The organism is Vulcanisaeta moutnovskia 768-28 (assembly GCF_000190315.1).
Classification (GTDB): domain Archaea; phylum Thermoproteota; class Thermoprotei; order Thermoproteales; family Thermocladiaceae; genus Vulcanisaeta; species Vulcanisaeta moutnovskia.
Genome location: NC_015151.1, coordinates 1,471,977 through 1,487,022, shown reverse-complemented (window position 1 = coordinate 1,487,022; position 15,046 = coordinate 1,471,977). Strand labels below are relative to the sequence as shown.

At 52.0% G+C, this 15,046-nt stretch carries 15 protein-coding genes and 1 rRNA gene; 9 read left to right on the top strand and 7 right to left on the bottom strand.

Features of this window, described 5'->3' with window-relative positions:
* Positions 1 to 31 precede the first annotated feature (31 nt).
* Positions 32 to 3,098, top strand: a 23S ribosomal RNA gene (locus VMUT_RS07715).
* Positions 3,099 to 3,356: 258 nt separating this feature from the next.
* Positions 3,357 to 3,494: a hypothetical protein gene (locus tag VMUT_RS12840; RefSeq protein WP_158304803.1), complete on the top strand. Its 138-nt coding sequence runs from the start codon at positions 3,357 to 3,359 to the stop codon at positions 3,492 to 3,494.
* Between the two features lie 96 nt (positions 3,495 to 3,590).
* Here the strand turns inward: VMUT_RS12840 and VMUT_RS07710 are convergent, their stop codons facing one another.
* Entirely contained in the window at positions 3,591 to 4,064 is a 474-nt protein-coding gene (locus VMUT_RS07710; RefSeq protein WP_013604864.1) for an EVE domain-containing protein, read from the bottom strand.
* Positions 4,065 to 4,138: 74 nt separating this feature from the next.
* Between VMUT_RS07710 and VMUT_RS12835 the strand changes: the two genes are divergently transcribed.
* On the top strand, positions 4,139 to 4,300 hold the full coding sequence (locus VMUT_RS12835; RefSeq protein WP_158304802.1) for a hypothetical protein: 162 nt from the start codon (positions 4,139 to 4,141) through the stop codon (positions 4,298 to 4,300).
* A gap of 785 nt (positions 4,301 to 5,085) precedes the next feature.
* Here VMUT_RS12835 and VMUT_RS07705 read toward each other — a convergent pair.
* Positions 5,086 to 6,120, bottom strand: a complete 1,035-nt coding sequence (locus VMUT_RS07705; protein ID WP_013604863.1) for a TM1812 family CRISPR-associated protein — start codon at positions 6,118 to 6,120, stop codon at positions 5,086 to 5,088.
* Positions 6,117 to 6,440, bottom strand: coding sequence for a hypothetical protein (locus VMUT_RS07700; protein WP_013604862.1), 324 nt, complete (start codon positions 6,438 to 6,440; stop codon positions 6,117 to 6,119). The genes VMUT_RS07705 and VMUT_RS07700 overlap by 4 nt, the downstream gene beginning before the upstream one ends.
* A 179-nt stretch (positions 6,441 to 6,619) precedes the next feature.
* Between VMUT_RS07700 and VMUT_RS07695 the strand changes: the two genes are divergently transcribed.
* Positions 6,620 to 7,036: a hypothetical protein gene (locus VMUT_RS07695; RefSeq protein WP_013604861.1), complete on the top strand. Its 417-nt coding sequence runs from the start codon at positions 6,620 to 6,622 to the stop codon at positions 7,034 to 7,036.
* A gap of 8 nt (positions 7,037 to 7,044) precedes the next feature.
* On the opposite strand, the gene VMUT_RS07690 is transcribed toward VMUT_RS07695, so the two are convergent.
* Together VMUT_RS07690 and VMUT_RS07685 are read right to left on the bottom strand one after the other, a co-directional pair.
* On the bottom strand, positions 7,045 to 7,500 hold the full coding sequence (locus VMUT_RS07690; RefSeq protein WP_013604860.1) for a hypothetical protein: 456 nt from the start codon (positions 7,498 to 7,500) through the stop codon (positions 7,045 to 7,047).
* A 3-nt stretch (positions 7,501 to 7,503) separates the two neighbouring features.
* A complete protein-coding gene (locus VMUT_RS07685) occupies positions 7,504 to 8,580 on the bottom strand; it encodes an OLD family protein (protein ID WP_013604859.1) in 1,077 nt (358 codons plus the stop codon).
* Positions 8,581 to 8,645: 65 nt separating this feature from the next.
* On the opposite strand from VMUT_RS07685, the gene VMUT_RS07680 reads away from it, so the two are divergent.
* From VMUT_RS07680 to VMUT_RS07660, 5 genes are read left to right on the top strand one after another with little or no spacing between them, the layout of a single operon-like run.
* The gene (locus VMUT_RS07680; RefSeq protein ID WP_048056947.1) at positions 8,646 to 9,071 is read left to right on the top strand and encodes a hypothetical protein; all 426 of its coding nucleotides are present in this window, start codon (positions 8,646 to 8,648) and stop codon (positions 9,069 to 9,071) included.
* Complete coding sequence (gene csm3 / locus VMUT_RS07675) at positions 9,068 to 10,045, top strand: type III-A CRISPR-associated RAMP protein Csm3 (RefSeq protein WP_013604857.1); 978 nt, start codon at positions 9,068 to 9,070, stop codon at positions 10,043 to 10,045. Before VMUT_RS07680 ends, csm3 begins: the two co-directional genes overlap by 4 nt.
* On the top strand, positions 10,036 to 10,914 hold the full coding sequence (csm4, locus tag VMUT_RS07670; RefSeq protein WP_013604856.1) for a type III-A CRISPR-associated RAMP protein Csm4: 879 nt from the start codon (positions 10,036 to 10,038) through the stop codon (positions 10,912 to 10,914). Before csm3 ends, csm4 begins: the two co-directional genes overlap by 10 nt.
* Positions 10,892 to 11,854: a hypothetical protein gene (locus VMUT_RS07665; protein ID WP_048056946.1), complete on the top strand. Its 963-nt coding sequence runs from the start codon at positions 10,892 to 10,894 to the stop codon at positions 11,852 to 11,854. The genes csm4 and VMUT_RS07665 overlap by 23 nt, the downstream gene beginning before the upstream one ends.
* Positions 11,851 to 14,103: a Cas10/Cmr2 second palm domain-containing protein gene (locus VMUT_RS07660; RefSeq protein WP_048056945.1), complete on the top strand. Its 2,253-nt coding sequence runs from the start codon at positions 11,851 to 11,853 to the stop codon at positions 14,101 to 14,103. The genes VMUT_RS07665 and VMUT_RS07660 overlap by 4 nt, the downstream gene beginning before the upstream one ends.
* Before the next feature lie 3 nt (positions 14,104 to 14,106).
* Here the strand turns inward: VMUT_RS07660 and VMUT_RS07655 are convergent, their stop codons facing one another.
* Entirely contained in the window at positions 14,107 to 14,787 is a 681-nt protein-coding gene (locus VMUT_RS07655; protein WP_013604853.1) for a TM1812 family CRISPR-associated protein, read from the bottom strand.
* Positions 14,774 to 14,935 (bottom strand): CRISPR-associated DxTHG motif protein, encoded by a 162-nt coding sequence (locus VMUT_RS12500; RefSeq protein WP_013604852.1) that lies wholly within the window; start codon positions 14,933 to 14,935, stop codon positions 14,774 to 14,776. Before VMUT_RS12500 ends, VMUT_RS07655 begins: the two co-directional genes overlap by 14 nt.
* Positions 14,936 to 15,046 lie beyond the last annotated feature (111 nt).

Sequence of the window (15,046 nt, the reverse complement as noted above, 5' to 3'; positions counted from 1 at the left end):
GAGTTGGGTTGGCACCTACTCTGACTAAACCACCATCCGCACCAGCAAGCCGCTCGGTGGATGGCTCGGCTCAGGCGCCGAGGAAGGGCGTGGCAAGCTGCGATAAGCCCGGGGTAGGCGCAGGCAGCCCTTGAACCCGGGATCCCTGAATGGGGCTTCCTACCTGGGCCGAATAGGCCTAGGTGCTCCGGGGTTTTCTCGGAGCGGGAACCCCCCGAACGGAAACATCTTAGTAGGGGGAGGAAGGGAAACCAACAGGGACCCCCTGAGTAGGGGCGACCGAAAGGGGGTTAGCCCAAACCAAATCCCTGCGGGATAACCGTGGGGAGATGTGGGGTTGAGGGCCCGGGTATCGCCGGGGCGACCTAGCCGAAGTGGGCTGGAAAGCCCCGCCGTAGAGGGTGATAGCCCCGTAGGCTAAAGGCCGCCTGGCGGAGTCCCGGTGTCCCAGAGTACCACGCCTTGGTTTTGGCGTGGGAAGCCGGGGGCCACTGGTCTCTAAGGCTAAGTACGTCCTGAGACCGATAGTGCACTAGTACCGTGAGGGAACGCTGAAAAGAACCCCGAAAGGGGAGTGAAAAGAGCCTGAAACCGGGCGGCTAAAGGAGGGGCGGCCTGAAAGGATGCCTTCCTCCGAAGGAAACCGGGGTGAACCCGGGAGTACGAGGAGGAAGGTCCAAGGTCGCCCCTTCCGTCTAGAAACACGGGCCGGGGAGTTCCCGCCCGTGGCGAGCTTAAGGGGTTAAACCCCGAAGGCTTAGGGAAACCGAAAAGCCCGTAGCGGGGGTGACCCCGTGAGGGGCTGGGTCTTAATGGGCCCGTAGTCACGGGCGGGAGACCCGAAACCGGGCGATCTAGCCCTGGGCAGGGTGAAGCGGGGCGAAAGCCCCGTGGAGGCCCGAAAGGGTTCTGATGTGCAATTCGTTCCCATGACCTGGGGCTAGGGGCAAAAGACCAATCAAGCCCGGTGATAGCTGGTTCCCCCCGAAGCGGGTCCCAGCCCGGCCTCCCTGGAGGAGGCCCACGGGGTAGAGTACTGATCGGGGATGCAGGGGCCGAAAGGCCCCGGTCCCCGGTCAAACTCCGAACCTGTGGGCTCCGAAGAAGGGGAGAGGCGGGTTCCTCGGGGTAAGCCTGAGGGCCGAGAGGGAAACAACCCAGACCGAGGTTAAGGCCCCTAAGTGCGGGCTAAGTGTCAACCTAGAAGGGTGTCCCCCGCCCAAGACAGCGGGGCCGTGGGCCTAGAAGCAGCCATCGGCTAAGAAGTGGGTAACACCTTACCCGCTGAGGCGGGGGGCCCCGAAGATGTCTAGGGACTCAAGCCCGCCGCCGAGACCTCGGCCCGCGGATCGTTGATCCGCGTGGGATAGGGGGGCGCGGCCATGGGGCAGAAGCCGGGCCGTAAGGTCCGGTGGACCCGTGACCGATGCAGATCCCGGTGGTAGTAGCAGCGAAGAGGGGTGGGAACCCCCTCCGCCGGAAAGGACAAGGATTCCATGGCAACGATAATCAGCCATGGGTTAGCCGGTCCTAAGGTGGGGCCTAATTGGTACCTGCCGAAAGGGAAACGGGTTAATATTCCCGTGCCGTGGGGGTAGGTTTCGCGGTAACGCAAGCCCCATCTCCGACGCCTCGGGATAGGGTGGGCGGGGGAATACCCCGCTTAACCGCTGAAGGCCGGGGAGTGCCGTAATGGCGAGAACCGGCTGAAGGCGGGAATAGCCGGGCCTTGAGCCTGGTCCACTCGACTCCTGGGGCCCATGAAAAGGAGATGGGGAACGAGCCTCCACGACCGTACCGAGAACCGACACAGGTGTTCCTGGGTGAGAAGCCCAAGGCGGCTCGGGTGACCCCGGGCCAGGGAACTCGGCAAATTAGCCCTGTAACTTCGGGAGAAGGGGTGCCCGCGGCTCTGGTGTTTTCCCACTGGAACCGCGGGTCGCAGTGACAAGGGGGACCTGACTGTTTAACAAAAACATAGGTCCCCGCTAGCCCGTAAGGGTGTGTACGGGGGCTGAATCCTGGCCACTGGCGGTACGTGAAACCTGGGTACAACCGGGCGAAGCGCCGCTGAAGGCCGGGGGTAACTCTGACCCTCTTAAGGTAGCCAAATGCCTTGCCGGGTAAGTTCCGGCGTGCATGAATGGATCAACGAGGTCCCCACTGTCCCGGCCCGGGGCCCGGCGAACCCACCTCCGGGTGCAGAGTCCTGGGACCCCCGACGGGGCGAGAAGACCCTGTGGAGCTTTACTGCAGCCCGTCGTTGGGGTGCGGGAGGGGGTGCATAGTGTAGGTGGGAGCAATGAAGCGCGGTCTCCGGGCCGCGCGGATGCGCCAATGAAACACCACCCACTCTCTCCCGCACCCCTAACCTCGGGTAGCACTCGGGGGACAGCGGCGGGTGGGCAGTTCGGCTGGGGCGGCACACCCCTGAAAGGATATCAGGGGTGCCCAAAGCTCGGCTCAGGCGGGTCAGAACTCCGCCGTAGAGGGTAAGGCCAAATGCCGGGCTGACTGCGCCCTTGAACGCAAGGGGCGCAGGGGGGAAACCCGGGCCTAACGAACGCTCGTGCCCCCACCAGTGGGGGCCGGGCATGACAGAAAAGTTACCCCAGGAGTAACCGGCTCGTCGCGGGTGAGAGTTCCCATCGACCCCGCGGTTTGGTACCCAGACGTCGTCTCTTCCCATCCTGGGGGTGCAGCAGCCCCCAAGGGTGGGGCTGCCCGCCCATTAAAGGGGAACGTGAGATGGGTTCAGACCGTCGTGAGACAGGTCGGACTCTACCTGTCGGGGGTGCTGGCCGCCTGAGGGGAAGGTGCCCTCAGTACGAGAGGAACGGGGCGCCGCGGCCTCTAGTCTACCGGTTGCCCTACAGGGCAGAGCCGGGCAGCCACGCCGTAGGGGATAACCGCTGAAGGCATCTAAGCGGGAAGCCCTCCCCGAAAAGAGGCGGCCGCTCGGTGCCCGGTGGGGAAACCCGCCGGGTGCCGGGTGAGGGTCCCCGTAGAAGACGGGGTTGATGGGGTGGGGGTGTAACCCCCGAGGGTTTTCCCGAGGGGGGAGCCCGCCACTCCCAATGGCCCCAGGTGCGGGTGGTGGGGTCTAATGGGTGGGTGTCTGGGTGTGGTTGGGGTTGGTTTTATTTTTCTGTTTATGTTGTGTTGAGTGTTGGTGTTAGTGGTTTTGGGTCGTTGATTGTGTTGGGGAGTTGAGGGTGGGGTAGTGGTGTTGCTATGTGGTTGGGTCTGGGTTTTGTGTTGTTCCTGTTATTGGGTTGCTATTGTTGCTGGTGTTCGGTGGTTTGATGGTGGTTATTGGGTTGTAGGGGCCTAGGTACGGTTTGGTGTGTTTTTTAGTGTGGATGTGGGTGGTTGGGGTCTTGAGGGGGTTGGTTGATTTGTTCGTTAGGATCAGGGGCTGTAGTTGGTCTGGGGGCTTGTGCGGTCATGTCATGGGCTGGGTACGGAATGTCTTAGCCTGGTGGGGTCGATGATGTGGTGGGATTGGCAGCATGCATTGTTCGTGTTGGGTATGAAACCTACCTTAACTCGAATTATGGCGTTAAGGTGTTGATGTGCGGCGTTACTAATCATACGCATTGGGATGGGGTACCTAGCGATCTCCTTAATTGGCCTATGCATGGGTGGTTTGGGTTTAGTTTGTTGATTATTGTGTTATAATCCTCACCTCTAATTGATATTATTGAGAACTGCATGTGGTCTTGCCAACCACCACGACCGCTCCTCGCCTTATTCGTGATGAAGTAGAGGGCATTCAATAATGCATTTACATCAACTGCGCCTATTTTGTCTGTTAGTTTCTCGATCTCTATCAAGACCTGGTACTGCCCTGGGGGTGACCATTGATTAACCGCTGGATGATTGGGATTCAAAGCGCCACTATTCTTAACCCTATATGGCCCTAGGAACACCCTCTGACACTTACTGGGTGCGTTAGACGTACCTCCCCTCCTCAGTGACCTCACGTAAAACAACGCCAGGTCGCCAGGCCCCACAAGTCTTGTTGCTGTGATCCCATACTTCGCATTATCAACCCCGAACACGCAATACTTGAGGCAGGTAATGAGGTTTTGAGGTGAAGTCGCGAATACCCAATGACTAACTTCGCTGTGCTGTGGTGATTGGGCCATGTGTTAAGTACTTTATTAACGCAGTATTTACGTATTTCCTTGATTGGTTTGTTATCTCTATAAGTCTGTGGTTTCGTTACTCCCTGCTATGGCTGGGTGTGGAGTTGTGGTTTAGGGTTTACCCTGCATCGCCCTCCCACGTGTCTTGACCTTGATTGTTCACTGTCTCTTCATATTCTTGATATGTATTAATGACCTGGTGGTTGAGCCATTATTGTAAATGCTCCTAGCCCTTATTGCGGCATTTTGGCTGTTAGGGCTTGGGGCTTTAGGTTACGGCTTGAGTGCGCATTTCGTGCACTCCTTTCGTTTTGCAAATTATAAATCACCGTTGGAACACCTTCGTTTATTTGGAGTAGAAATTCCGTGGGGACAAGGATTCAATTCCTAATGGAGATCGTGGGAACAGGCACGTGTCGATGTGATTAGGGGTAGAAAGATGTCCCAACGAAACCCAAAACCACGAAGAGGAAAAACTTATAAAGGGGCAAATAAGGCAACGAAACGGTTGATTTCAAAAGAATATTGAAAGACAACCTCAAGGACTTGGGGCGGTGGTACATCAACATATTGTTGATTTCAAAAGAATATTGAAAGATGCACAACCGCGTTAATGGATTCCTTAATTACTGCCAGGTTGATTTCAAAAGAATATTGAAACCTTGAATTCGTCTGCGGTCATGAATAGCGCCTTACCCATTTTCGTTGATTTCAAAAGAATGTTGAAACGTATCATGTTTCAGGAGAATTTCGATGTGTGACGTGTCTATACGTTGATTTTTAAAAAGAATGTTGAAAGTCATAAACCATTGCTGACCTAGTGCGTTGCTTATCATTATTGCCCGTTAATTTTGATGGGATCATTGATGAATTATGCTCAAAATTTGCCTGCCTTGCGCCTTAATGATCGTGCTTGTTTGAAATGTGTGGTGTTTTACGATGGTTTGTGGTTTATGCTCCTATAGACTATGTCTGTTAGTTCTTTATGTATGGCTATTTTGGCGTTATGTGGGTCTGGGTTATCCCTGTCTATCTGCAGTGCCGTGTTTTCTTTATCAAGGCCTGCGTGGGCTATTACGTTCCTATAATCGGAGCCTTGCATCACATCCCATTGCTCCTCAAGTGGAGGCTTGATCGTCATGTTTCCCTGTATGAAATCCTTTAACTTTGAGTATTTGATCCACTTATTCGTGAGTTGTTTCGCGTAGCCTTTGTCCAGCACCTCCCTGACTGTGCCTATTGCGTTGTTAATCTCCGTATTCACCAACTCCCGGATTCCGCTTATGTACGTGTACTTATTCGTAACCTCCCTAAGCCTTCTAAGGCTTGTGATGACCACGTATTTATCACTGGGCGGTTTTGCCTCTACATCGCTGGTTAATTCATTGCGTATGTGCGCCGCTATCGTGAGTAGTGAGTGCATTGATACCACGGTCTCCAGCCAAGCCTCTCTACCAATGCCGCGCGCCTCGGCGTGGCTTATCATGACCGTGCGCCTAGCCTCATTGCCATCTATGACCACCCTGAGAGCCCTGTTGAGGTCCAGGGCCTTATCAAGCCAGTCCAGTGCCTCGTTTATGGGCAGTAGTGGTAGTAGTGTGTATGTACCGTTGTGGAGTGCGTCCAAGGCCACTAGGCTGCTCTTCCTGACAGTCTTGTTGAGCGTGCCCACCGTATTTATGCTCGGCATTGAGAGGGTCTTGTATAGTGAGTATGCCTTGCCCAGGTTCTCCGCGGACACGTCGCGTATGCCTAGCGTGATGTCGTAATCCCTTAACTGCGGTGTGTATGGTTCTGAGTCTACGACCTTCACCGTCAGCTTCTCCGTACTGCTTGTTGTGACGTATGTATATACGGCGAGGCTTGCGTACCTAAGCATCATGGTTGGCATGTAATTAAGGCCGTGCGTTATGTCCATGATAACCTCACTGACGTTGCCTAACTCCCTCAATTTCCTGAGCACGGTCATATACGTAAAGCCCCGTAAAGGTTTATCGGGGCTTGCATATCCACGTAAACATTGCCGAAACCCCTATACTTCATTGTTGCTGGTGCAACTACAAATGTGGCATCATCTTTGTTTAGCCATTTACTGTCGAACTCCGTATCGGCCCAAGCATTACGTAAGTAGTTCAGGACCCTCTCCCTAATTTTATTAGCGAACTCAGCGTAACTAAGCTCGCCGTGTGCAAACTCCTCGCCGCCGTATATCGATGGGTGTAGGTATAGGGTTGATGGTATTAGGACCAGGACCTTAACGTCGCCGTTGGTCGCCCGGCTCTGCGCCACTGCGAATATGGGTGTGTGACCTAATTACGCGGCCGCCGTACTCGTACTTGGCGGCATCGTAACGCGGGTCGCCCCAGCAGCCTATGATGAGTGTGGAGCCCACGGGTTTAATATACGCCATATATAGGTAAGGCTTAACTAATGGCTTACCATCTAGGTGCTGCATCGGTGCTTTATTAATGACGGTGTGGAGCCCACTGTGGGTCGTACCGAGCAAGTGCGTTGGGGAGTTCACGGTAGGACCGTTCACATTCATAACCATCAATGCCGAGGACTTCGCGGCAGACCTCCTAGGGCTGTTTAGTAGGTGTGGAGTCCTGCCGATGATTCATGTACCAGGCATAGCCAGGTTTGTAATCGATAGAAACCTCAACGCTAGGTTGATCGCAAGGCTTGATAATGTCAACGAGGCCGTGGTGAAGGTAGGTAGCCTAGGCCTGGTACGTTATGTGTTTCATCTAGCCTCAAGGCTTAACTGCAAGGGCGGTGAGTGCATCTTTAGGGGCGACGTCTCTATGCTCGACATAGAGAGGTTCAGGCTTAGGTTGCCAATAGTAATTAAGGTCAGGTTAAATGGGAAAAACCTGGTGCTGTGAAATTACCGCTATGTGCATAGGACCCAGCACCTAGTACTCTCGATATCTTTACAATTAAATATACCGTTTGCGATGCACTCATTTTTAATGCCCTCCCTGAATTTATCGCAGCCGCACTTAACGGTTAAAACAGCATCAACGCCTTTACCTAGGCAACATACCACGTAGTGGGATTCATGCTTTTCGACGCTGATGCAGTTCGTGCATCTGTCATCCTTCATGAAGGATTCGTAATTACAATTACAGGGGCTCAATTCAATTTCTGGGCTGAAAAGATCTTGTATTGCCTTCATATACTTCTTCTTCTTAATGTCCTTCTCATCCGCTATACATATTTTGTCCCGAGGGAAGTTATCATAAATAAACTTTATAATTTCCGCCAACTCTATAATTTTCGCCTTATCATAATCATCTTCACGCGAGTAATAAAGATCGACTATATTTATGGCGACTGTCTGCGGCATGGCTTAACCCCCTGACGCTTGTCCTGCCCTGACCTTCGCTAGATATGAAAAGAGACCCGGCTCGGTGAAGCCTGGGATTATCGAGGCAGGCTCCCACTTCCCCGCTGTGATTTCGTTATTGATTCTATCGAATACGTATGCACCAATTATATTCTCATTAGTAAGCTCATTAACAAGCAGTGCGCCACGTAAGAACTCCATACTGTGTGTTGACGCCACAACGTAGAGCTTACCGCCTGACCTCCTCACTAGTTGAGCTAGGAGGTACCCTAGGAATAACGCCATGCTTGGGTGTGCATGTACCTCCGGCTCCTCAATAGCTAAGATCTTAATGCCCGGCATCGCGTATGTCAGCAACGCGTATAGAACCACGAGGGATGGTGCATAAACACTAGAGAGCTGCTCAATATTTTCACCATAAACATTCAGTTCTAAGTCAGACCACAGCCACCCCTCCGCAGTCCTATCTATGAATAGCGGCATGAAGCGGCTCAACCGCTTTCTATACTCCTCAGAGGTCTTCTCAAGCTCCTTGGCAGTCTCTTCGATAAGTTTACTGAATTCATCTCTAACTTCATCAAATGTCCTGTATGCATCAGCTAAACTCTTAATACTTGCAACGTGTTTTAAATCATCGATTACACGATCCTCGTATAGCATATTTTCGATATCCTTCACATTATTTTCTATTGCAATTAAGCCTCGCGGTACCTCCTCCTCCCTTGGCGGTTTAAGGCTCTCCACCGCAGTCTTTATGTTGCTAAGCTTCTCACGGATACCCTCAAGCGGTTGAATAGACACCCTGTACGAATCAACAAAGACGCCATAGTCGAATTGAAGGCTTGTCTCGCATCTTAGGTTACCTAGCATCTTCTCAATTCTATCTAATGTGTACCTCCTCATAAAGGGCTTACGTTTAGTGGTGCGCATTGCTAGGCATATGAGGGTTAGGGATTTGCCGGTTAGGTTTGGTCCTATGAGTATGGTCAATGGCTTTATCTCGTCTATGTTAATGTTAATGCTTACTTCTTTATTTCCGTAGCTTAATTTGCCCGTTATGCTTAGTTGGTGATTTGCCATACTTACTCACTAATCATGTATAGTTAGGGCGTAATATTTTAAAGTTTATGACTTATATAAAAGGTATGCCGTACCTCCCGAAGTTTTACTCCATGGTGTTCCGCAACTTCTACGAGGGTAGGTACGATGATGGCTTTAATAACGTGATGAAATACAGCGTTTATAGGACGACGCCGTCGGCGTTTAGGAAGATATACAACTTGATAATCCCTGTTCTGGATAAGGTAATGACGGTACAGCCCCAGGTTAATCCAGACCTTGTTAGGTTGCTTGTTAGGTTGAACATAGTCCTTGAGTATCAGAAGAGGAGGGGTATGATTGATGATGACTTGGCTGATGGTATTAAGACCGCGATTGATGAAATCAGAAGAAGCTTGGGTAATCCTAAGGGGGTTGATCAGGCCAGGGAGTTGGCTAGGGCGCTTAGGGATTCGCTCGATGCCTTCCTCGCATACGTGATCTACGCCAAGAGGGGTGAGGAGGAGCTATGAGCCAGTACCTGTCGCCTAAGATTAGGCTTGTTGGTGCCTTTGAGTTGGGCTTTAAGCTCGTGGCCAGGAGTGGTTTGTTGATTAGGAGTGGTAGGGCTAAGGAGATCATGGGCGCGGCAGACATAGAGCCCCTATCGATAACTAGGGCTTATGCCGTAGGCAAGAACACGTACTTACTCAAGGTGCCTTACATACCTGGTAGTTCCCTGAAGGGTAAGGCTAGGTCGCTCCTGGAGCTCGCCCTCGGTCTGGACCTTCACACGACTGACGGCAAGATCTACTACCACTCCAGGGTCATTAGTAATAACATAGTTCATGACGACCCATACTGCCCGGTGGATAATGTGTTTGGGTCTATGTCTATGCAGCCGCTTTACTTCCAACCTAGTGAGGAGGGTAGTAGCCCATACTCCTGGTTCTTCGAGAGGTGCTGGGCGCCGAGTAGGGCAATCTTTAGGGACATGTACCCATCGCAGGGCTATATCGAGAGACTGTGCCAGCTAAAGGGTGGCTGTGACAACGTCTACTTCGAGGACTTTCTGGAGGAGAAGGGTGAGAATAGGATTGATAGGGTGACAAGCGCTGCGGATCCAAGGACCGTGCTTAGGGTTAGGGCTGACGTGGAGTTCGAGGGCTCGATAACCCTCCTGGTCTACGACGTGGACATATGCAGGAGGAGGGAGTGTGATGAGCATAGCAGGTTTAAGGAGTTCATAAAGGATTACCCGGCCCGTTACTACCTGTCGAGTCTCATTGATTCCTTAATCCTCGTTGAGGAGACGTACATCGGCGGCTCGGGGACTAGGGGCTACGGTAATGTGGAGTTTAGGGACTTGGTCCTCAAGTTCCAGAACCTGGTTAAGGGTGATGTCGGGTTTAGGGAGATCCACAAAGCCGATGGGCTCCTTGATGTTAGGGACTTCGTGGATAAGACGGATGTCTTCAATGAGTTACGTGATCTCTTATGCAAATAGGCTTTGTTGTCATTAGGTTTGATGGGCCCTTCAGGGTGGGATTCTCTGGGTTATTTGACTCCCTCAACTACGTGCCCTCCGACACGATATACTCAGCCCTGGATAACCTGAGGTTTATGGGTATTGAGCATGGGGTAGCCCAAGTATCCTCAGCGTACCCAATGATCTTTGGCGAAGCCAAGGTATTCCCAATACCCATGGACCTCAAGCTCAAGCTGCTGGAGGGGTCTGAGGATCCGAGGTGGTCGAGGACCATCAAGAGGATGCAGTACGTGCCTTTTGACTGTGTTTACTCGGGCATTGACGGGCTTGAGCTCGACGGTGATACCGTGGCAATTAGGTGCGGTGGCAGAAGGTGGGTGCCCAGGGCTGGCTTTGGTCATTATGTGAGTATACAGAGGAACGTGGTTAGTAGGGCATTGGGTAATGCGGATACGTACAGGGTGGTCGCCTTCTCACCAACCGTGGACTACATAATATACTTCAGGCAAGGCGATGCGGTGGACATTAATGACGCCAAGAGGGCGTTCTCAATCATCGGCGAGCTTGGCATTGGTGGCGAGAGGAGTGTTGGGCTTGGGCACTTCAGGGTTGTTGATGTAGGGATCATAAACTACGGCGTTGAGTCTGGAAAGCACATGCTACTCCTGGGTACCGCATTGCCGAGGCGTGATGACCTGAGCGGCTGCCTAAATACTATGGTTAGGGGTTGGGTGTGTAGTCCATTCCACGTGGTTGGGCCCATGAGCGTGCTCATGGACGGCTCCGTAATACCCAGCGGCGTTGAGTTTGAGGATTTGAAAACAAGCACCTGTATAAAGAGGTTTAGCCCGCTGTGGGTGCCCTATGAGGCTCACCATACTTGTTAAGTCGCCAACCTTCGTACTGAGCGGAAACAAGCTAGTGCTTGGTGTTGATGCGGTGGTTTCGGGGGGCGCACTGTACGTTATAGACCTGGGGAGGGTCAATGCTGGTGTTCTCGGCGGTGCCCATGTCGATTACGACTATGTAATGAAGAATCTAGTGATGAGGAATCCAGGGGCTTACTCAAGCCGTAGCTACTCAATTGAGGAGGGGTGTGGTACGGGCGAGGTCCTTGATCACAACCCTGAGGGTATTCCTGCGAGTGAGGTTAAGGGCATGCTGAGGACGGCGTACCTATACTGGCTGCTTAAGGGTGATGCCGAGAGGCGGAGGCTGTTCTTTGAAGAGGTTAGGGAGGCGGTTGGTGGGGCTAGTCCACGTAGGTTAAATAGGCTCTCGGTAAATGCCGAGGCTGGGGTAATGAGGGAGAGGGTTGTTAGGACCTTCGAGGAGGAGGAGAGGGTGTTTGAGAGGGATGTGTTCAATAAGGTCCTCGTTAGGCAACTCACTAAGCCGAGCACCAGTGATTATGGGGTGTATTGCATCAGGGATTTGGAGGGTAGGTACCAGGTAATGGCGATAGGGCTTAGGCCCGGTGTAGAGGTTAGTTACGAGATCAAGGTCGGGATCGTGAGGAAGGATGAGGCCCTTGAGAATGCCCTGGTCAAGGCCCTTAGTGAGTTTAGTAGCGATATCTCGGCCTTTGAGATCGGTAGGAATGTCAAGCTCCCTAGCTGTGACAACGGCTTCGTGGTTAGGATAGGCTATGGCGCCGGCAGGAGGTGGAAGACCGTGATAACCCTGCTGGAGAGGTTCGATAGGGGACTGTACGAGGAGGTCACGAGACTTATGAGCAGTTACCTCGGTAAGCCCTGGGGAGACTCAACGATAAGGCTTGCGAAGGGGCAGGTCGTTGGTGTGGCATGTATTAGGGTGGTACCATGAGCGCGTGGCCCAGCGTGTTGTCCGTGATGCTCCTAGTGATGGGTAGGGTCAGGTCGAGGGCACTCGGCGGCGAGCCCAGGGACCACGCCAACAAATACCTCGAGCAGTTAAGTAATGTATTCACATCGGCCGGGGTCAATGTGGGTGATGTTCGTAAGGCCCTGGCCAATGGAGCCGCAGGGCTTAGGAGTTATATAGAGGCTGCGATACAGGGTCCGGAGCCCAGCGATGGGTGTGGTGATGGTCAATTAATCATAGACCTCTTCGGTAAGGAGGTTAGGGTCGGCCCAGCCCTAATGCGTAGTGTTGTTGAGGGTGGCGTAAGTGCGAGGGATGGTTACAAAACCATCGTCAGCGCCTTGGATGATTATGTGGCTAGGTTAGGGGCGTTGTCTATGGATAAGGAGCAGTTAATGACGACCCTACTGACCATAGGTAGGTTGGTCCTTTCCTATGTGCCTTACTCGACCTGTGGCGTTGGTAGTGGGATCTCGGCGTATGCCGTGATGCACACGGCGGCGGCTTACGCGTCGACCGAGCCCTACGGCCGTTTTAGGCTTCTCGGGGTGGATATCCTGGGAATTCAGGAGGTCATAGGTAGGATACAGAGGACTGGGCAGGCGATGAGGCAGTTGAGGGGTAGGTCCGTCCTCGTGAACCTCTTTCAGAATGCGGTGGCTGTTAGGATAATTAGGGATGTGAATAGGAGGGTGGGGAGTGACGTCCTTAGCCCGATTAATGTGCTCGTGAACACGGGCGGCGAGGTGGTAATGCTAATACCCGGTCTGGACAGCAATGTCCTGGATTACGTGATAAATGACATTGAGTCCAAAGTAAATGAGGAGTTCGAGGGTAGGGTTAGGGTGGTTGTCGCGTACACGGGGATCCACGACATCGGTAACAGGTTCGGTGATGTGTTGAGGGAGCTTGTGGCAGCCCTGGGAAGGAGGAGGTACGGTATCTGGAGGAGGTTCTCCGTCGGTGGTAAGCACCTGTGCAGTATGTGTGGTATGCCCACTGGTAAATTGAGTGTAGAGACCATTGGCGGTGAGGAACTTAGGCTATGCCCATTTTGTCATTACTCGCACAGGGTTGGTACAGCGAGTAGGAGACTCGGCTTCATGGCGGAGCTTAGGGACTCTGGCGGGTATGGGGGTTGCGAAGTTATTGAACTCCTTGGCATAAGGTACGCAGTGTGCCCCGATAACGCCCGTGCGGATTTGGGGAGGGAGTACATTCATTACGGCATTAACGAGTTTCAAAACCCAATACTCAGGGCAAGCAACGTGGGTTACTCAGTACTATTCCTAAACACTAGGATGCCCATCAGCCAGGACACCGGCGACCTACTCACGCTGGAGGACATCGGTAACTACGCCATATCGGTGAAGGCCGACGCAAACAAGATGGGCATCTTCAAGAAGGGGGCTGCCGAGCGCGGCGCGGCGGCGTACCTATTCTTCAGTACGTTATTGACCACCGTATTCGACGCCTACGGCCCCTGGCTCTTTACGCAAAACCTGGGTAGGTACGGGAACAACGTTTTCATAATCTACAGCGGCGGCGATGACATATTCATAGCGGGTGACCACAGAGCCTTGGACTACATCGCGAGGGTCATGAGGAGGGCTTTGGACTTCGGGATAAGCGTTGCCGCAGGTGCGTTGATTCACGAGCCACAGATGCCAATGTACCTAGTGTGGGATGAGACCGATGAGAGGCTTGAGGCTGTGAAGGACGTAAGTAGGGATGAGCCACTGATATACCTGGCACACACGGGTAGTGCGCCGATAATACTGACACCAAGCGATGTGCTAGAGGTCGTAGACTACGTAAATGCGAATACCGCGGCACCACCCGGCGAGTACGAAGGTGACGTGATTGGTAAGTCGTTGATGTTTAAGGTGGGTGAGGAACTAACCAACATCTATAACATGCTGTACGCATTGTACGCATTAGCTAGGCAGGGTCGGTGCGGATCAAGGAATGAGCTGGTCAGGGAGCTGGTTAGGGGCGTGGTCAACTACACATACCTGGTCAATAGGAATAGGGATAGGGCTTATGCGGTAATAAACGAAATCTCAAGTAATGTAGAGCCAGGGAGACTAACGAATGCGCTAATGCCAATACTGAGGATCAGGGACTGCAGTGAGTATGTAAGGTCGAGGGAATTAACGGAGTTGATGAAATCGCTGGCGAAGGCAATAATGAAGATAGACCTATACCGCAAAATAAGCAGGCAAACTTAGGTATTAAATTCCTAAACACTTTAACTCTTCTTCATCTATATCGATGCAATATTCATTAGATTGATCACCAATGCACCTCACTATCTTAGTACAATTCTTTAATAACCCTGCGTGCGCAATGAAATTCCTCTTATCATTTTCCCCCTTACATATACATTGGCCTGGGAAGTCCTCGTGATGTATAATGGCTTTAATATCCGAGTAGTAATTGCCATCAACTCTCAAGCCCAGCCTCGCGGCTTTATCGATTACATTACGCATATCATTTAATTCATCCTGAATTATGACCTTCACCATATCACCAAGTTTATTAATTAACCTATGCCTCATTAAATCGTCAAGTTTCACCACACCCCCTCTACTTACCGCCTCACTAAACACCTTATCCCCACATAGCAACTCCTCAATAAGTTCAGAATATACGTCACTCGGCTTAATGCCGCCTTCGAACTCATACTCAACCTTCTTCGCTGCATGATCTACCCTGGCCTTAACATCTAAATGAGCGTTCTTACCGCATGCGTTCTCTTTACTCAGGATCTTTGGTATTACTGCCAATGCCCCATACGCCAGCGCCTTAACAGCCTTGCTGCGGGTGTCTTGAGGTAATATTAATTGCCTAACGTTGTCATAAATCAACTTTACAATCTCATAACTACCTGGTAATGCGTTATAAACTAACACCTTTTACTAAGGCCAATGTGGCTACGTACTTCACGACCTGATACGTGAGCGTCGGCATGAAGTTAATACCATGCGTGACATCAAGAAATACGTGTAGGTCCGACCCCTCATTAACAACATCCTCGATTTTATTCCATATACTAATCACTAATTAAATCATTAATTCTACTAATTTCCTGAACCGCTCTCTCACGATTACTTCACCATCCCCAATGTCTATCGCGACGTTGATCTTAGTTCCTCCGTATCCGATGTTGGT

What these genes read in the sequence shown, in the direction of transcription:
- VMUT_RS07695 (WP_013604861.1), top strand. Translation starts at nt 6,620, where the DNA reads ATGACGGTGTGGAGCCCACTGTGGGTCGTACCGAGCAAGTGCGTTGGG.
- csm4 (WP_013604856.1), top strand. Translation starts at nt 10,036, where the DNA reads ATGCAAATAGGCTTTGTTGTCATTAGGTTTGATGGGCCCTTCAGGGTG.
- VMUT_RS07685 (WP_013604859.1), bottom strand. Translation starts at nt 8,580, where the DNA reads ATGGCAAATCACCAACTAAGCATAACGGGCAAATTAAGCTACGGAAAT.
- VMUT_RS07665 (WP_048056946.1), top strand. Translation starts at nt 10,892, where the DNA reads ATGAGGCTCACCATACTTGTTAAGTCGCCAACCTTCGTACTGAGCGGA.
- VMUT_RS07690 (WP_013604860.1), bottom strand. Translation starts at nt 7,500, where the DNA reads ATGCCGCAGACAGTCGCCATAAATATAGTCGATCTTTATTACTCGCGT.
- VMUT_RS07680 (WP_048056947.1), top strand. Translation starts at nt 8,646, where the DNA reads ATGCCGTACCTCCCGAAGTTTTACTCCATGGTGTTCCGCAACTTCTAC.
- VMUT_RS07705 (WP_013604863.1), bottom strand. Translation starts at nt 6,120, where the DNA reads ATGACCGTGCTCAGGAAATTGAGGGAGTTAGGCAACGTCAGTGAGGTT.
- VMUT_RS07660 (WP_048056945.1), top strand. Translation starts at nt 11,851, where the DNA reads ATGAGCGCGTGGCCCAGCGTGTTGTCCGTGATGCTCCTAGTGATGGGT.
- csm3 (WP_013604857.1), top strand. Translation starts at nt 9,068, where the DNA reads ATGAGCCAGTACCTGTCGCCTAAGATTAGGCTTGTTGGTGCCTTTGAG.